General features: G+C 47.4%; 14 protein-coding genes. 1 reads left to right on the top strand and 13 read right to left on the bottom strand.

The genetic code is table 11. The annotated features are described in order from the left end of the window. A complete protein-coding gene (locus ASG16_RS27190) occupies window positions 1-2,130 on the top strand; it encodes a sigma-54-dependent Fis family transcriptional regulator (RefSeq protein ID WP_056494164.1) in 2,130 nt (709 codons plus the stop codon). A gap of 111 nt (window positions 2,131-2,241) precedes the next feature. On the opposite strand, the gene ASG16_RS27185 is transcribed toward ASG16_RS27190, so the two are convergent. The 13 genes from ASG16_RS27185 to ASG16_RS27130 all read right to left on the bottom strand — a co-directional run bounded on the left by ASG16_RS27185 (window position 2,242) and on the right by ASG16_RS27130 (window position 18,849). Continuing rightward, window positions 2,242-3,519, bottom strand: coding sequence for an MFS transporter (locus tag ASG16_RS27185; protein WP_056494167.1), 1,278 nt, complete (start codon window positions 3,517-3,519; stop codon window positions 2,242-2,244). Between the two features lie 135 nt (window positions 3,520-3,654). Then, a complete protein-coding gene (locus tag ASG16_RS27180) occupies window positions 3,655-4,833 on the bottom strand; it encodes an acyl-CoA dehydrogenase family protein (protein WP_056494170.1) in 1,179 nt (392 codons plus the stop codon). 34 nt (window positions 4,834-4,867) lie between these two features. After that, window positions 4,868-5,695: an enoyl-CoA hydratase/isomerase family protein gene (locus ASG16_RS27175; protein WP_241970842.1), complete on the bottom strand. Its 828-nt coding sequence runs from the start codon at window positions 5,693-5,695 to the stop codon at window positions 4,868-4,870. Next, window positions 5,682-7,271, bottom strand: coding sequence for a long-chain-fatty-acid--CoA ligase (locus ASG16_RS27170; protein ID WP_056494173.1), 1,590 nt, complete (start codon window positions 7,269-7,271; stop codon window positions 5,682-5,684). Before ASG16_RS27170 ends, ASG16_RS27175 begins: the two co-directional genes overlap by 14 nt. Window positions 7,272-7,303: 32 nt before the next feature. After that, on the bottom strand, window positions 7,304-8,218 hold the full coding sequence (locus ASG16_RS27165; protein ID WP_056494176.1) for an SDR family NAD(P)-dependent oxidoreductase: 915 nt from the start codon (window positions 8,216-8,218) through the stop codon (window positions 7,304-7,306). A 102-nt stretch (window positions 8,219-8,320) separates the two neighbouring features. After that, the gene (locus ASG16_RS31570) at window positions 8,321-8,446 is read right to left on the bottom strand and encodes a hypothetical protein (RefSeq protein ID WP_255413049.1); all 126 of its coding nucleotides are present in this window, start codon (window positions 8,444-8,446) and stop codon (window positions 8,321-8,323) included. Between the two features lie 2 nt (window positions 8,447-8,448). Continuing rightward, window positions 8,449-10,320, bottom strand: a complete 1,872-nt coding sequence (locus ASG16_RS27160; RefSeq protein WP_056494179.1) for an ABC transporter ATP-binding protein — start codon at window positions 10,318-10,320, stop codon at window positions 8,449-8,451. Next, a complete protein-coding gene (locus ASG16_RS27155) occupies window positions 10,317-12,056 on the bottom strand; it encodes an ABC transporter ATP-binding protein (RefSeq protein ID WP_056494181.1) in 1,740 nt (579 codons plus the stop codon). Before ASG16_RS27155 ends, ASG16_RS27160 begins: the two co-directional genes overlap by 4 nt. A 107-nt stretch (window positions 12,057-12,163) precedes the next feature. Next, window positions 12,164-13,750, bottom strand: coding sequence for a lipase family protein (locus ASG16_RS27150; RefSeq protein ID WP_056494184.1), 1,587 nt, complete (start codon window positions 13,748-13,750; stop codon window positions 12,164-12,166). Window positions 13,751-13,801: 51 nt separating this feature from the next. Beyond that, entirely contained in the window at window positions 13,802-14,530 is a 729-nt protein-coding gene (locus ASG16_RS27145; RefSeq protein WP_056494474.1) for a thioesterase II family protein, read from the bottom strand. A gap of 28 nt (window positions 14,531-14,558) precedes the next feature. Beyond that, window positions 14,559-15,269, bottom strand: a complete 711-nt coding sequence (locus tag ASG16_RS27140; RefSeq protein WP_056494187.1) for a 4'-phosphopantetheinyl transferase family protein — start codon at window positions 15,267-15,269, stop codon at window positions 14,559-14,561. Further along, complete coding sequence (locus ASG16_RS27135; protein WP_056494190.1) at window positions 15,266-17,065, bottom strand: ABC transporter ATP-binding protein; 1,800 nt, start codon at window positions 17,063-17,065, stop codon at window positions 15,266-15,268. The genes ASG16_RS27140 and ASG16_RS27135 overlap by 4 nt, the downstream gene beginning before the upstream one ends. 2 nt (window positions 17,066-17,067) lie before the next feature. Continuing rightward, a complete protein-coding gene (locus ASG16_RS27130; protein ID WP_056494192.1) occupies window positions 17,068-18,849 on the bottom strand; it encodes an ABC transporter ATP-binding protein in 1,782 nt (593 codons plus the stop codon). Between the last annotated feature and the right edge of the window lie 25 nt (window positions 18,850-18,874).

Genomic DNA, 18,874 nt, shown 5'->3' with positions numbered 1-18,874 from the left:
ATGTTAGTCAAAGAATGCATGACCGATAACTACTCTTCGCTTAAAATGGCTAGTTCATTCCGCCAGGCTGTCACTTATTTTCTGCAAGTAAAAACAGGAATATTGCCAGTCGTTGATGTGGACAACAAAATTGTAGGCGTGTTCACCCGGTATTCCCTCTATCGCGCTCTTCTTGATGGCGTTCAGCTTGACTCACCGATCACTTCCTATATCATTTTTGACGTTGTCACTGTCTATGAGGATGAAGATTTGTCAACTGCGCGCCTTTCTTTATTGCGCAACAAAATTGCACATGCGATCGTCGTCACGCGGGACAACCGTGTATGTGGTATTTTGGGTCACGCTGATACCACGCGAGCTTATGAAATCAAAACAAAGTCTTTGGTTGATTCACTGGAATTTCTGATAGCCAACATGCCTACAGGTGTGATTGCGATTGATCGAAATAATTCGATTTTGGTGATGAACAAAGCAGCGGATTCCATGTGCGGCCAGTCGGATCAAGCGATGTTTGGAAAGCAAGTATCTGCCGCACTCCCAGAAATACACGAGCTCCTTGCTTCTCATCAAATGCAGGAAGAGACACTGCTGAACCGTATTACCATCGGGAACAGAAAGTTGCTGATCATTGCCAAGCTTTTAACGCATGTAGACCATCCATGGGGTGCTCTTGTTCTCTTACAGGATCTTACCGATTATGAAGCGATTGCCGACGAGCTCGAATCTACCAAAAGTCTCAAGCAAACCTTGCAAACGTTTTTAGACGCAGCCTATGACGGACTCATCCTGATCGATGAACAGGGAAAGACTCAAATGGTAAACGATGCTTTGTGTGAACTGGTTCATCAATCCAAAGAAGAAGTGATCGGACAGCCAGCGGACAAGTTTTTTCCGGAACTGAAGATGGGCGAAGCTTTGGCCGAGGAGTTCCCGGGAGAACAGATTGAAGCGATTATGATGGGCAAGCGCCGATCCCTCGTGACGAAAATACCGATCCTGCGAGAAAAAAAGACAGTTGGAGCAATCGGAAAAATCATCTATAAAAATTTGAACAAATGGAAAAATGTCGCCACGCGATTGGAAAACCTCGAAAAGGAAGTATCCTATTATCGGGCCGAGTTGTCATTGCTTGGCGGATCTACCTTTGATCTGGATGACATTCTGACGCGCAATGACGAGATGGACCGAATCAAGCGGATGGCACGTCAATCAGCCACAGGATTTTCCAGCATCCTTCTATTGGGCGAAAGCGGAACAGGCAAGGAGCTGTTTGCCCGCGGCATCCATGCTGCTTCCAATCGCCCTGGCAATTTCATCAAAATTAACTGCGCAGCAACCCCTTTTGAGCTTTGGGAGTCAGAATTTTTTGGGTATGCGGATGGAGCATTCACGGGTGCGAAACGCGGAGGCAAGCCGGGGAAGTTCGAATTAGCGAACAACGGTACATTATTCTTGGATGAAATTGGAGACATGCCTTTGTCGATGCAGGTAAAACTACTGCGTGTACTGCAGGAGCGTGAATTTGAAAGGGTTGGAGGAACAGAGACTATACGGGTTAACGTCCGAATCGTGGCTGCGACTAACAAAAACCTTGAACAAATGGTCGCAGCCGATGAGTTTCGGGAGGATTTGTATTATCGCTTAAATGTGATACCGATTCAGATCCCACCGCTTCGTCATCGCAGTGAGGACATCCCGCTTCTTGCCACTGCTATTACCAAAAAATTTAGGCATCTAATGGGAATGGGACCTGTAACGATCAGCAAAAATGCAATTATGAAGCTGTCATCTCATCACTGGCCCGGAAATGTCAGAGAGCTTGAAAATGTCATTGAACGGGCGATGAACTGTTTGAATGGCAATGTGCTGGATGTTCATCATCTTCCCGAGTACCTACAGTACACAAGAAAAGAACGTGAAACGGAATTTCGGATGACTTCCGCAAACGAACAAGAAGTTGCACGTTCAGATGTTTATAAAAAAATGGTGTATGAGGCGGAAAAACAGGCAGTGGAAACGGCTCTCAGAGCAGCAGGGCAAAATCGTACCTTAGCAGCCAAAATGTTGGGGATCAGCCGCTCTCAATTCTATAAAAAGCTAAGTAAATTTCAATCGAACGAACGTGTGTAAAAAAGCATCGCCGCAGCGGACAACCCTTTTGGGACACTCGCTACGGCGATTTATTTTCGTACGGTGGAACAGCGGATCAGGACCATTTCCCCCCACTGATTCGCTAGATTTTCACTTGGAACTGACACTGCTTTGCTCTTCCTCGGTTGGGCTTGAAAGAGAAATACCTGCATCCGGTTTCGTAAACAAAGCCATCAGCAAACCTGAGAGTACGCAAAGAATCGCGGACACCAGAAACGCCTGAGAAAAACCTGTCTGAATCATAGTGCCAGAGCTTTGAATGATTTTTCCGCTAACGAGCGGGGCAATGATGCCTGAAAGACTGCCGAAAGCGATACCGAGACCCATGATGGTTCCTGGACGATCAGGCATGGCTGTTGTAATGATTTGTGGTCCAATCGAAATGATCAACGCAACAAATCCTCCCTCCAAAGCATATCCGACCATCATCATAATTGGGGATTCAACCATGGTGATCGAATAGAAGCCCAGCCCTGCCACAATCATTCCGATGCTTGAAAAAAGGACACGGGAGCCTCGAAACGTTTTTCTTTTTTTGAACAGATAGTCGGAATACATGGAGAAAACCATACCAAGGACTGCTCCTCCTAAACCGCCAATAGCAATGACGATTCCCATCCATTGTGGAGAAAGTCCGCGCACTTCCGTAAAATAGTTCGGAAGAAAGACAAGGGAGAACGCTACGACCCAGCTTCCTGCGAAAATGGCGAGGGAAGGAAATAAAAAGGAAGGATTTCGGAATACCGGCAGAAGGCTTTTCCAGTGCAGCTTTTCCAACTGCGCTCTTGCTTGGACCATTTCTTCCGCAACGATCCCCGTGGGACGTTCCTTGGAAAGAGTCATCCATAGGAGAAACCAGACGAAGCTTGCAACAGCCGTTGACAAAAACGCTACGCGCCAGCCATAATTCACCACGAGCAATACCAGAACAGGAATGATCACCGATTTGCCTACGATCGCTCCCACACTGATGATCGAGGTAGCCAAGCCTCGCTGTTCTTGCGGGAACCACCTGTTCATCTGGTTAATGGCAACCGGCCAAAACGGACCTTCTCCGACACCTAGAAGAAAGCGTGCAAACAGCAAGAGAGCAAAGCTCGATGCTACAAACGGGATGAATTGAGCCAACGTCCAAATGATTGCCATGTACGCCAATACTTTTCTGGGTCCAAAGCGATCAGAAAGTGCTCCTCCGATCGCCGTAGCCACAAACATCAACCAGTAAAAGCTGCTGCCGACAAGCCCCCATTGCTCGTAATTTAAACCCAGTTCTTTCATCATCGGCGCTGCTGCAACCCCGATGATCGACTTGTCCGTGTAGTTCAGTACATTCAGTGAGAACAATAACGCCAAAACGATCCATTTCATGCCTGATATCCCCCATTTCCATGTGGTTCAGTAGATGCCTCTTTCAGTGAAATGGATATGTATAGTGGATGGTATGCGAGAGCGAATGAGTGAAAGGTGCGGGACGTAGGCTGTTTCGCTCCCGCCAGTGCTACCTTACAAGCCAAAGTTTTTGGCAATGATGATTTTCATGACTTCATTGGTGCCTGCAAAAATCGGAGAAATGGCAATATCTCTATATCGTCTGGCGATCTTGTACTCTTCCATGTATCCGTATCCTCCGTGGAGCTGCATGCATCGAGACGACATTCGGCGAGCCATATCTGTTACCCACCACTTGGCCATGGACACCTGTGTTACCACATCCTGCCCTTGCATGTGTTTAACAATGAGGTCATCAACGAAAACACGTCCGATCTGGACCTCTGTTGCCATTTCAGAGATTTCAAATTGCGTGTTTTGAAAAGAAGAGATAGAGCGTCCGAATGCTTGTCGCTCCTTTACGTAAGCAGTCGTCAAGTGCAGCATGTCCTCTGCCGCTACGAGCGCTCCAACGGCACATAGCAAACGTTCCTGCTGCAATTTTTGCATCAAATACGGAAAGCCCATTCCTTCTGCTCCCAACAAATTCGAGACTGGGACCCGTGCATCCTCAAAAATCAGTTCCGCTGTATCCTGACTGTGCATACCCACTTTATTCAGTTTTCGACCACGTGAGAAACCGGGGGTGTCTTTATCAACCAGTAGCAGACTGACACCTTTGTGAGCTGGCTTGGCATGCGGGTCTGTCTTGACCGCTACCACGATCAAGTCAGAGTGGATGCCATTTGAAATGAATGTTTTTTGTCCATTTACCACATAGTGATCACCATCACGTACGGCTGTGGTACGCAAGTTGGCCAAATCAGAACCGGTTCCTGGCTCCGTCATCGCGATGGCTGTAATGATCGTTCCATTGATGCAATCGGCGAGGTACTTCTTTTTTTGCTCCTGAGTACCATACGCCTCGATATAGGGCACAACGATAGCGTTATGAATATTCACACCACCCAGACCTGCTCCGACACGGGCGAGCTCCTCACAAATGATGACGTTAAAACCAAAGTCCAACCCCAATCCCCCGTATGCTGGATCAACTTGCGGACACAAATAGCCTTGGTCGGCCATCTTTTTCCAGAAGGATCGAGGAATCAGACGATCTTCCTCCCATTGCTCAAAATTTGGAATGGCCTCTTTTTCGATGAATTTGCGAAGCGACTCGCGAAACATGCTGTGTTCCTCAGAGAAAAACGGGCGAGACGATTTTGAAAAATCCAGGGATACAGTTGCTGCCATGGTGCTCCCCCCAAAATGGTTTGATTTGATCTTTCTATTTGCCAGTAAACTTCGGTGATCGTTTGGAGAAAAACGCTTCTACCCCTTCATGGAAGTCCTCGGTTTGAAAACACAACGCCTGTGCGAGCGCTTCCATTTCGAGGGTTTCTTCCAGATAGTCTGTCAGATTCTGGTTTGCTATTGCCTTAGTCAATCCAAGCGCGACACCGGGAAGATTGGCGAGCTTTTCCGCGGTGGCATAGGCTTTCTCTAACAAGTCATCGTTTTCTGTCAAGTGGTTTACGATTCCCATCTGATGGGCCTGATCCGCAGTCACTCGCTCTCCCAGCATCATCAATTCCTTGGCACGGTGATGACCAAGAAGTCCCGTTAAAAAATGAATGGAACCCAAATCCGGGATGAGCCCGACTTGGATAAAGCTCTGTACAAAAAAGGCGGAACGAGTAGCGAAGACCATATCGCAGGCAAGTGCGAGACTAAATCCGGCACCAGCCGCTGCTCCATTAACGGCTGCAATTACGGGCTTTTCCATTCGTAGCACGGTGCGGATTAGGTCGTGGCCGATCTTCACACGTTTCCGTCCTTCTATGGAATTGGTGTCTTTTAATGTGCGCAAGTCTCCACCTGCACAGAAGGCGGTTCCAGCACCAGTCAGTATAACAACATGGACGCTGCTGTCATTTTGCAATTGCTGAAAGGCGGCAAGTAGTTCCTTTCTCGACTCCATCGTCATTGCATTGCGAATATCCGGCCTGTTCATCTTGATGAGACCGATTTTGTTCTCGACGTGGACTTGAATTTGCTTGAAAGACATGATTGCTTCCTCCCTCTGCTCTCCACCGACGCCTCTAGCTGTTCGCATGCTTCTTTTTCTCCTCCTCTATCAATACACGGCGCAGGATTTTACCAACGGCTGATTTTGGCAGCTCATGACGGAATTCGATCACACGCGGTACCTTGTATCGAGCCAGCCTCTGATTGCACCATTCCATCATCTCCTCTACCGTCAGCTCAGGATTTTTCGGGAGGATTATCGCCTTTACGGTTTCCCCACGATAGGGGTCGGGAATTCCAAATACGCATGCTTCAGCTACCCCCTCATGCCGATAAAGCACCTCTTCCACTTCCTGCGGATAAACATTGTAGCCACTGGCAATAATCATTTCTTTTTTGCGGCCCACAATGAAAAAGTACCCGTCTTCATCCATAGTGGCGAGGTCTCCGGTATAAAGCCAGCCGTTTCGGATAGTTGCGGCTGTATCTTCTGGATTTTTCCAATATCCTTTCATGACACCCGGTCCCTTGATGATAAATTCACCCGTCTGCCCAGGCGGCAGCTCTTCTGTCCCCGTATGCAGATCAACAATCTTGGCGTCGGTACCAGGCAGTGGAATCCCGATGGAGCCTTGTTTGTACACAGCAGAACGAGGCGTTTGGTGAGTAATGAGACCTTCTGACAGTCCGAATATTTCAATAATTCTCTGCCCTGTCTTCTCCTTGAATTTTTGGACTACCTCCATCGGCAGAGGTGCTGTTCCACTTGTACAAAATTTGAAGCTGCTCGCAATATTGTCAAGCTCAGGATGAGAAAGCAGCGCTACATAAAGCGTAGGCAAGCCTGGAAAAACAGTTGGGCGATGCTTGAGAATCAATTCCACCGCCTGCTCCAATTGGAAACGTCGCACCGTGATTAGCGTTCCGGCGATCAAAATGCTCCTGTTCAAGCTCACGATGCCAGATATATGAAAGAATGGCGGGATGCCTAGCATTCGTTCCCCTGGAATAGTAAGAAGGTCTGTATAGACGGAGTAGGACTGGTACACATTTGCAATCAGATTGAAGTGGGTCAGCATGACACCTTTGGAGCGCCCGGTTGTCCCTCCTGTATACTGAAGCAAAGCGACGTCTTCTTTCGGGTCGATGAAGGCGATCGGTGCGAATTCCCCACTTTCTCCTATCCACTGGTAAAAAGGAGAGATGCCTTCGTTTGGATCATCTGTTTGGATGAATACAATCTGATCAACCAAACCGATTTGCTCCAGCTTTGTGTGCTGGCCCCCTTCACTTATGAACCATGCGGGCTCAGAATCTCTCAAGATATGCTCCAGTTCAGTTGGCGTGTACATTGGATTCACCTGGACGACAGTCCCTCCCAAGCGTTGAGTGGCGAAGTTCGAAATGATGTATTCAACGCAATTGGGGAGCATGATGGCTACCCTGTCACCCTTTTGGAACCCTCTTCGATGCAGCGCGGATGCCAATCGATCAACAGATTCCCTCAACTGTGCATAGGTCGAAGTTTTATCCCCGTCTATCACCGCGATTTGCGAAGGATATTGCAAAGCGGTGCGTTCCAAAAGCTCATACAAAGAGATCAGAGGGATCGTTGTTTGCGGGGATACACTTTTTGGGTAAAACGAATTCCATCGCCGTTCCATATTTTTTGGCTCCCCTTCGTCATGGTTTTGACCTAAACGATCGGATCATAAGGAAAAACATCAGACGTTACTTCCAGACGAGTAAAACTGGATTTGAAGGATTCCATGGCAGTTTCCCCAATCCGCTCAACGGTCCACCCTTCTGAATGTGTGGCAGATCGAACTGGTCGCGGTTGAGAGAACAGGACAATTTCTTTACCCCGAACGCCAAAAATTTGACCGGAAACGTCTGCTGCCAGGTCGCTTGCCAGGTACGCCACCAGCGGCGCGATATGCTCGGGTACCATTTGTTTGATTTTATTGATACGTTTCTGTTGATCTTCCGTCTCAGTGGGAATCGTACCAATCAGACGGCTCCAGGCGAATGGGGCTACGGCGTTTGCTGTGACGTGATAGCGTTTCATTTCCAATGCAGTAGATTTTGTCAGACCGACGATCCCGAGCTTGGCTGCCGCGTAATTTGCTTGGCCAATGTTTCCGATTAAACCGGAAGTCGAAGTAAAGTTGATGTAGCGTCCATGTTTTTGTTCCTTAAAGTAAGGAGCAGATGCACGTACCATATTGAAAGAACCTTTCAAGTGCACATTGATCACGGAATCCCATTCGTCTTCTGACATTTTGAATACCATGCGGTCTCGTAAAATCCCTGCATTGTTCACGACGATATCGAGCCTCCCGAATCTTTCAATGGCGGTTTGAACCATTTTCTCGGCGTTTGATAGCTCGGCGACTGAATCATAGTTCGCGACTGCCTCTCCACCCATTGCCACAATTTCCTCTACAACCTCGTCGGCAACTTTCAAATCATTGCCTGTACCGTCGGAACCGCCACCCAAATCATTGATTACGACTTTGGCGCCTTCCTGAGCCATGAGCAATGCAATCGCCTTTCCGATTCCACGGCCTGACCCTGTCACTATTGCCACTTTTCCCTGTAATGATTTCATTCTTTATCCCTCCAATAGAAAGTTGTTTTCTAAAATCTAGCAAGCAGCGTGCCAATGCGAATGCTTTGCCATAAATCTAGCGTTGTTCTAACAAGCCGTCCGTTACATGTAGCATGGTGTCTCTTTTTCCGCACAAAGCTGTTGGATAAATGAGACAGTTGTTACAAGCCAAGCCTCGTTAGCAACAAAAAAGCCGCCCGTGCCAGGCGGCTTTTCTCTAACCATCATGTTTAGCCTGCTGGTGCGGATTCAGCAAACTGACTGTTGTATAAATCTGCATAAAAACCACCTTGTACCATCAACTCGTCATGTGTTCCTTGTTCTATGATCGTTCCCTTGTTCATGACGAGGATCAAATCTGCATTTCTGATTGTAGACAGTCGATGTGCGATCACGAAGCTGGTGCGCCCCTTCATCAGCTCATTCATCGCTTCCTGGATATGCACCTCGGTTCGAGTATCCACGCTGCTTGTTGCTTCGTCCAAAATCAGAATCGTAGGGTCTGCCAAGATAGCACGAGCGATGGTCAACAGTTGTTTTTGTCCTTGGGAAATATTGGAGGCTTCTTCATTTAACACCGTCTTGTATCCATCTGGTAGCGTGCGAATAAAGTGATCGGCGCGAGCTGCCTTCGCCGCGCGAATGATATCCGTATCAGAAGCGTCGGGTTGTGCATAGGCCAAATTATCATGGATCGTTCCGTTAAACAGCCATGTATCTTGCAGGACCATGCCGAACAGAGAGCGAAGATCGCTTCGTTTCATTCGAGTAATATCGACGTCATCGATCAGTATCGCTCCACCATTGAGCTCATAAAAGCGCATAAGCAAATTAATCAGGGTCGTCTTACCCGCACCTGTTGGACCCACAATCGCAATCTTTTGTCCAGGTTCTACTACGAGATTGATGTCTTCCATCAACAAATGACCTTCTTTATAACCAAACTTGACATGCTGAAATTCCACTTTACCTTTCGGCGCTGCGATCATAACTGGCTGCGTGCTTTCAGGCACTTCCTCTTCTTCATCCAAAACCTCAAAGACCCGCTCCGCTGAAGCGATCGTCGACTGGATCAGGTTGGCGATGTTCGCGGTTTGCGCAATTGGCATCGTGAACTGACGAGTATATTGGATAAAAGCTTGGATATCCCCGATTTCAATGGAACCGTTCGTAGCGAGAATCCCGCCGACAATGCAGACGAGCACGTAGCCGATATTTCCGATGAAGCTCATGACTGGCATGATAATCCCTGATATAAATTGTGCTCTCCATCCGGCTTCGTACAGCTTGGCATTGATTTGATCAAATGTCTGTTGTGACTTCTTCTCATATCCAAACGCCTTTACAACCTGATGCCCCGTAAACATTTCTTCTACATGCCCATTCAGTTCACCAAGCGAGCTCTGCTGTCCGATGAAATGCTTTTGTGACTTCGAGGCGATCTGTTTCGTAGCAATGGCACTGAGCGGCAACGTCAAAATCAGAATGAGAGTCAATAATGGGCTAATCGTCAGCATCATAATGATGACACCGATGATCGTCACGATGGAAGTGATGAGCTGTGTCAGGCTTTGCTGGAGCGTGTTGCTGATATTATCAATATCGTTTGTGACACGGCTCAAAATATCCCCATGCATTTTCGCATCAAAGTATTTCAGCGGTAGGCGGGACAACTTCTCATTTACCTGCTCACGCATGTCATAGACGATCTTCTGTGATACTCCTGCCATCACATATTGCTGCAAATAGCTGAACAGCGCACTGATGACATACAATCCGATCAAAAGGATCAGGATATTTGCGATATACCAAAAATCAAATGCGATTTCCTTTGGCTGTCCCTGCATGAGACCGATCATGCCTGCGAAAAGGCTCGTCGTCGCCTTCCCCATCAGTTTGGGACTGACAATAGCAAAGATCGTACTCAAAACGGCAGCCAGTAACACGATGATCAGTTGAACACGATGTGGCCGAAAGTAGCCGATCAAGCGCTTGAGTGTACCTGTGAAGTCCTTTGCTTTCGCTCCTGGCATAGCCATGCCCATCGGGCCACCCATGTGGCCGCCCTTTGAAGCTTGCTTACCTCCTCGCGGGTCACTCATGCGATCTCCTCCTCTGTCAGTTGGGATCGTACGATTTCCTGATAGACTTCGCAGTTTTTCATGAGATCTTCATGTGTCCCCATACCCGCAATCGAGCCTTCGTCCAGCACGATTATCTGGTCTGCGTCCATCACAGTGCTAACCCGCTGAGCCACGATGATTAACGTGGATTGGTTCTTCTCAATCTCTTCTTTTAATGCGGCTCTCAATAACGCATCTGTCTTGAAATCCAACGCAGAAAAACTGTCATCAAACATGTAGATGACCGGCTGGTGAACAATTGCGCGTGCAATCGATAACCGTTGCTTTTGCCCACCGGACACGTTCGTACCGCCTTGGGAAATATGTGCGTCGTATCCGCCCTTCATACTCGCAATAAAATCGCCTGCCTGCGCAATTTTTGCAGCATGTTCGATTTCGGCATCCGTAGCGTCCTCTTTCCCGAAGCGAATATTGTCGGCGATCGAGCCTGAAAAGAGCAGCACTTTTTGTGGGACATAGCCAATTTTTGCTCGCAATTGCTCTAAAGGCAGGTCACGTATGTCAAGACCGTCTACCCGAATGGCTCCGGTAGTCACATCGTAGAATCGCTCAACCAGATTGAGTATTGTCGATTTACCGGAGCCTGTCCCTCCGATAATCGCGGTGGTCTGCCCCGGACGAGCTGTAAAAGTGATCGAAGTCAATGCGGGATGTTCTGCACCCGGGTAAGAAAATGTGACATCTTGAAACGCTACCGTGCCTGAAGTCGTCGCTTTCGTCCGCGTCACAAGCTCTGGGCGATCACGAATAGTCGAATGTAAATCCAACACTTCGTTGATACGGATAGCGGATGCAGAAGCACGCGGAACCATGACGAAAATCATAGACAGCATGACCAATGAAAACATAATCTGTGTCGCATATTGGATGAACGCCATGAGATCACCGACTTGCAGGTCCATATTACTGACACGAATGCCACCGAACCAAAGAATGGCAACGGCAGACAAGTTAAAGGTCAGCATCATAAGCGGCATCAAGGCTGCCATGATTCGATTCACGTTAACCGCTGTCTGCGTCAAATCAGTATTCGCTTCGTTAAAACGCCTTTTCTCCACATCCATGCGGTTAAATGAGCGAATCACACGAATTCCCGTCAAGCCTTCCCTCACGACCAAATTCAGCTTATCCAGCTTCTTTTGCATCGCTTTGAAAAGAGGCATCCCCTTTCGTGCGATCAGGAAAATGGCTAGTGCTAGAATGGGAACAGCTACTGCAAGAACAAGTGTCAGTTTGGCATCCTTAGATGAAGCCATGATAATTCCACCAATACACATCATGGGAGCAACCACCATGATACGCAAAATCATGATCAAAACCTGTTGTACTTGGTTAATATCGTTCGTTGTTCTCGTAATGAGCGAGGCTGTACCGATTTGACCGATCTCCTGCATAGAATAGTGTTCTACTTGGTTAAACACCTTGGCACGCAGCTCACGACCAAAGCTCATGGCAACCTTGGATGAGAAATAACTGGCTCCGATGGCACAAAAGCCCCCACCAGCAGCGATGAGCAGCATAAAAGCGCCAACCTTCCAAATAAAGAAGGTGTCCCCCTTCACAATCCCAACATCAACGATATCTGCCATTAACGTTGGCAAGTACAGATCGGATAACGATTGGACGAATACAAGCACCAATATCGCTGCGATCGGCCATTTGTAGGACGTCAAGTATCGAAACAGCCTCATCATACGATGCACGCTCCCTTTCCTGCCTCTTCCATACTACATTTCCATTTGGGATGTAGTTGTATGCAGAAAAAAACGACCCTTTTTCAGGGCCGCGAAATGGTTTGCTTTTATTTTTCTAATTCTCCATCACTATTTGTTACCGCAAAGTTGTAATTAATAGAGCGTGTAAATGGCTCGCCGTCCTCATTGATACCGGTTACGTCAAAGGAGAGATTATAAACGCCTGGCTTAGTCGGCACGGTAAAATTACCAGTCAACTCATCTTCTTTTACGGCAAACTTCACTTCATCAAGGACGCTTGCTTTTTCGCCGTTCAACGAACGAGTCAGATTTGCTTTTTCCAGTAACGATTGATCAATTTCGTTTTTGCCCAGGTCGACGGAAATCTTCGCTTTGTCGCCTTTCTTGAATACCTTTTTGCTCGCTTTTACCTTCGCTTCTTCTCCACCTTCCACAGAAGCAACCATGAAAAAGGCGTCGTCAGAGCCCTCCACTTCAAGTGTCCATTCGCCTGCTTCAGGCTCCTCTACTTCAATGAAGTGATGAACAGCATCCTGGAATATCTCAGGTTCATCCTCCGATTTGCTTTTTTTACTGCGATCCGCTTCATACTCTTTGCCAGACGGACTGATCAACGTCACAACGGTGTCTTCTGACGAGGTCATCGTATCCAGGTTCAACTGATTGATTCCGCTCTCCAGGAAAAATGTTTCGGAGACGTTGTCTTCTACTTCGCCGCCACGGAGAATGACGGAGCTCTCTTCCACAGTACTAGATTTTGATTTGTCTTCTTTGCTTACTTTATTTGCACGATCGCGAGTAGAGGCCTTTTGCAATTTCGGCTGGACCAGATCCCATGTTTGTGAGGCTTTCGCTATTTGACCGTGGGAAATGTCTTTTGTAAAGCTCTTGATCCCATACGGCAAACCGAAAGCAGACTCAACGGAAACTGCTCCATCGTCTTCACCAGGAAGAACCGCATGAGCAAACCAGGTAGCACTAAACCAGCCATCATCCCCTGTTCCTGCTGCCATATATGTCTTTGTTGAACTATTTTCGCTACGGCTGTCAGTTTGCGCACGGAAGTTAGCCATATAGGATGTTTGCAGGGAATACACGGCATCGTCTTTTTTGCCAAGAATGTCGGCGAGCCAACCCGCCCAATTGCTGTACGCCATGTCAGCCAATTCTGAACCTTTGTTTGGCGTGGAAAGCTGGTGAACAACGTTGACATACGGATGCGCCCCATAGTGGACGAGTGCTGTCTGTGTATCAATGCCGCCTTTGGAATGAGCAATGATATTAATTTTGGAAACGCCGTAATATTCTGCAACCTTTTTAATGACTTCGGCGAGCTTGGCTCCGTTTGTCCACATGTTGCCACCAGTACCATCCGCGTCCTTCAGTTGCACAAATGCGGTACGATACCCGGCGTTATAGGCTGCATCATAAAATCCGTCTGTTGTATACCAGGTATTGTAGGTGGAGTGCAGACCTTGAACAAACAGGATCACAGGCTTGTCGTTGGATGCATTGGGAGGAACCGCACCTGTGTACCAGTCACCAAAATGACCATTTGGATTGTCGTCATGTAAAGCCGGAGGTGGAGCCGCTGCGCTTGCAGCTTGCGGGTAGACCAGCGCCGTTGATAATGTAACGGCTGCAAGCAAACGAGATAGTGCTTTCTGATTCATGAATAGAACACCAACCTTCACCTTAGGATTTATTGTTGCCGTGCACAATCGTTAGAATTGTGCACGGATTGCAACTGCCCGTTCTACCTTCAAAGTGTCTTGAATGATCGCTAGGATCGGATTCATTTGGTGATGAATAAAGAAATGCCCACCAGGCATGGGGTAAAATTTGCATTCTCGCCCGCAATAGTCTCGCCACGCCACAATATCTTGGACTTCAATAGAATCTTCTTTCCCAAACAAAACCGTCATATCGACAGGGATTTGCTGAGGAAGCTCGGGATTCATCTCATAAGTTTGCACGGCCTGGAAATCAGCGCGAATGATAGGCAAAAATAACTCCAAGATCTCCTGATTATCCAAAACTTCATCGGGAGTGCCCCCAAGTTTACGTAGCGATTCGATGAACTCGTTATGTGGCAGGTTGTATGTTTTCACCAGTTTGTGGTACGCATGTGGCACGCGAGATGCAGACAAGAACAAATGCTGGGGCAGTGGCTTTCCATTCTGCAACAGCTTTCGCGTCAGTTCAAACGCGATTAATCCGCCCATGCTGTGGCCAAAAAAGGCAAAAGGTTCTTCCCCCAGCTCTGGTGTGATCCGTGTGTATACATCCTCCAAGACCTCATAAAACGAGGTGGAAAGAACCATGCTGTCGCTCTGAAGTGAAGGTCGTACCTCGAATGGATCAATTTCCAATAACGCTGGCGACAATACCCGCTTCCAACCGTAATAGATCCCGGGAAGTCCACCTGCGTACGGAAAGCAGAACAATTTCATTTTTTCCCGCCCTTTCCTCATTACGTAATTACCTCGAGATCTTTCTATGAAAAATGGCCTGATACAAATCTTGCAAATCTTTCCTTACTACATGAGCAGCAAACTGATTGGTGGTCGCGCAAACTGACAATTTGTAGCCTGGATCGATCTCATACTGCTGAAATTCCCAAGCATCGCGCGAATCACTTTGCGATATCGTAATCGATTGGTCTCGTTTTTTTCTAATGGCGAATGATTGCAACGGGATGGACAGCCCCATGCCTCTCGCTTTTATATAACTCTCCTTCAAAGTCCAAAGGTCGTAGAAATACGAAACTTGTTCATCCGGATGTTTTGCCAAGAGATCCTCTACTTCGGCTGGTGCAAAATAATGAGTGGCAATATCCAATTCAATCGGACTTATTTGCTCCACATCAATCCCCACCTGCGAGTCATGCGTGGCGCAGACGACCCATTCCCCAGAATGCGAGACGTTAAAGCAGAAGTTGGGAAATGATGATTTCAAAGAAGGTTTTCCGTATGCATTGTAGTCATACTTGATTTCGTCATTGGAAATCTCGTAGGCTTCACAAATGAGAGAACGTACCAGCACGTCCGCGAGCAACGTCCGATAGGAATCAGCCGGATTTCTGAAACGGTGGACCCGTTCCCGCTTTTCTTCGGGTAATGCTTGCAAAAATCGGTTGAACAGTTCTTTCTCCATGACAGCAGGACATTTCAACGCATAAATGGCAATCATGTAGCACCCACTCTTCTTTCTGTCAATTCAAAACTATTGACTTGTTCTGCTCGATCCTTTCGCTGCTGCACTTCATACAAGTTGGCATACGTGCCGTTGTACTTCATTAACTCAACATGGTGACCTTGCTCGATGACCTTTCCTTGATCCATCACGTAAATCACATCGGCATCCTCTACCGTTGACAAGCGATGAGCGATGACCAGTACCGTTTTATCCTTCATGAGTGCGGTTAATGCTTGCTGCACCCAATATTCCGATTCTGCATCCAATGCGGAGGTTGCTTCATCGAGTAGTAGGATTGGTGCATTTTTCAAGATGGCTCTGGCAATGGCAATTCGCTGACGCTGTCCGCCAGATAGCTTGGCACCGCGTTCTCCTGTTTTGGTCTGGTAGCCGTCTGACAGTTCCATAATAAAATCATGCGCATACGCTGCTTTGCTTGCGTTGATGACATCCTCTTCCGAAGCATCCAGGCAGCCGTAACGAATATTGTCTTCGATGGTTCCTTCGAACAAAAAGGCATCCTGAGGCACGTATGAGATCAAGCTTCTAATTTCTGCAAGAGAATAAGCTCCCATGGGCTTGCCCAGTAAATAAAGTGAGCCGCTCGCAGGTGGGTAATACCCTAACAGAAGTTTCATGACGGTGCTTTTTCCACTGCCACTCGTTCCGACTAGCCCAGCCATTTGGCCTTGCTCGACTCGCAACGAAACACCATCCAGCACATTGGTAGATTCGTTGTATCCAAAAACGACCTGCTCCAGCTTTAGCATGCTTTCGCAATGCTGGTGTTTGTCGGAGTTCTTCTGGTACTCTTCTGGTTCGAGAGGTTCATTCAGAAAATCGACGACCCGAGAAGCCCCTGCTAGCGAGCTCTGCAACGCTGTGATGACTTGGCCAAGCTGGAGAAACGCCAGTGTCACAAGCATCTGTTGTTGAACCAGAGCGACCAGCACGCCTAACCCGATCATTTGTTTGGATACCATCAGGATTCCAAAAACAAGCATTCCCCCGAAGCTTACGAATTGGATGAAAAAATTGGTCCCTTCCAATAATCCGTGTTTATGCCCTTGCTTGATGGCAGACGAAGCTACTTCTTCGTTTGCTGCCGTGTAACGCGCGGTCACAACGTTATGTAAATGAAACATTTTAATGATGGGCAGCCCAGACAAAAAATCATTTAATCTTTCTGTCCCAATCCCCATCTGTTGCTGCATTCGGTCACCAATTCGCCGGACTGATTTGGCAAACAGCGTATTCACATAAAGAGTCAATGTACTTATGAGCAACAGGACGACGGCAATTTTCCAATCCATAGCAAACATCCCTATGATCGAACCGATCAGCGAAAGCAGGATGATGCTTAACGTCTTCAATTGCTCCGCATACGCGTTTTCCATGAGGACAACATCGTTGCCCAGTCTCGACATCGTATCTCCTGAATGGTGCTGCTCATAATAATCGAAAGGCAGCTTGCTCAATCGCTGATAGACTTGAAGCCGAATGTTGGCAATGAGCTCGCGGACGCATCGACGATAGATATAGCTGAAAAATGGAGACAGGATACTCAGCAAGAGGAACATCACAGCCATGGTCGCAATCGCTCTGGTTAATAAAGCAGGGTCTTTTGTGTTCGCAAAGTCCGTCAGATCCTTGAACACGAAAGGTAGAGATACCAATACAGATGCTTGACCGATTCCGTCACCCACGAGTCCCAAAATATACGCTCTCTTTTTCGATTTCATAAATGACAGCAGTTGAAGTAGCTCCCGCATCAGATTCTGGATGAACATGCCTATACCCCCTCTGCTGCCAACGAGCTCTGCATCTCTGTGGCAAACTGTTTTTGATACAATCTGGTGTAAACTCCGCCTTGGCCAAGCAAATCGTAGTGTGTTCCTCGCTCAACAATTTGTCCTTGCTCCAAAACTAGCACTTCATCCGCCTCTTTTATCGTAGACAGTCGATGCGCAATGACGAGAACCGTCCGATTTTTCATCACATTTTCCAACGCTTCCTGGACCAAAGCTTCCGATTCTGTATCCAAGGCAGACGTTGGTTCATCCAGCAGCAAAATCGGGGCGTCCTTCAAAATCGCTCGGGCAATCGCAATGCGCTGTTTCTGTCCTCCGGATAGACGCGAGCCACGTTCTCCCACTTTTGTTTGATATCCTTGCGGCAGCTCCATGATGAAGTTATGCGCATTGGCCGCTTTTGCCGCTGCGATGATCTCGTCTTGTGTCGCATGAATACGTCCATACGAGATATTCTCCGCAATAGACACGGGGAATAGCGTCGTATCCTGAGAAACCATGGAAAGGTAGCTCCGCATGTCCGTCATATTCCAATCCGTCATGGAATGCCCGAAAACATTCAGTCTTCCGTTTCCCGGTTCCATTTGATAAAACCCGCACAACAGCTTTATGATGGTGCTCTTTCCACTTCCGCTGGCACCTACTAACGCAATGGTCTTGTTCGGATAAAGCGTAAAGCTAACGTTATGAAGAATCCTTGCCTGATCGTAGGCAAACGTAACATTCTCAAACTGCACAGGAATCGCCTCTGGATCAACCGAAATCACTGGCTGATCATTTTGTTCGACTGGCTGTGAAAAAATTTCTTGCAGCCGCTTTGCCGCACCTGATGTCTCTTGTACTTGGGCAAACAACACGGGTGCGAGAGATAGTGGTTCGATAATAAAGTGAAGCAAATAACTGAAGATGACCAAGCTGCCCAGATCCAATTCTCCCGCCTGAATCAAGTACCCACCATAAGCGACAAAAAACAGGATCGGGGAAGAAAACAATAAAATCCCTGGTGCTGTCATCCACGCGCGTTTCTTCTCTGCCTGGATCGCATTTTTCAATACCTGCTTCATACCCGCGTGGTATTTACGATACAGGACGCCTTCCAATTGAAAAGCTTTTACCATGTGAATCCCGGAGAGCGTATCCTGCGCGATGGCGTTTGTTTGACCCAGATGGTCCTGCATTTGCTCTGAATATTTTTGTAGCGGTCTGCTCATCCATCCTGTAATGGCGATGGCGACTGGAAGGATTGCTACGCTGAAGATGATTAACTTCCAATTGATCGTCAACAACAGTCCAAGAGCTCCCGCAAAAACAACTGGCAGATAAAAAAGCTGGAAAAAATGCTGTTGCAAAAACCTTTGCAGGATTTGGGCATCCGTTGTTAAGCGAGAAACGAGATCGCCGGAATGATATTTATCCATAGTGGACATGGGGACTTTTTCGAGATGAGAAGCCATGCTGTTTTTCAAATCTCTCATGGCTCTTGAACTGAATCTAGCTGCCGAATACGTGATGAAATATTTCGAAAGAAAACCGACGATGGTCAGACAAAAAATGATGAGGGCAATACTGACCAACTTGTCGAAGTTGTTCGTATGTTCGACCATGGTCTTGATCAGGATTCCCATCCAAATGTCTGCCACAGCCACAAGAAGCGAGGCAATGATACAGGTTATGACCCAACCTCGATATGGCTTTATATATGCGAGTACCCAGCCAAACGCGGGCGCTTTCTTTCTTTGCTGAGCTTGCTTGGTAAAAATCATTTGCTGCTCCTCTCCAAGGATGTAA

This window comes from Brevibacillus sp. Leaf182, from assembly GCF_001423865.2.
Lineage (GTDB): Bacteria > Bacillota > Bacilli > Brevibacillales > Brevibacillaceae > Brevibacillus > Brevibacillus brevis_C.
The sequence above is the reverse complement of the archived record's forward strand: the minus strand, read 5'-3'. Positions and strand labels throughout refer to the sequence as shown.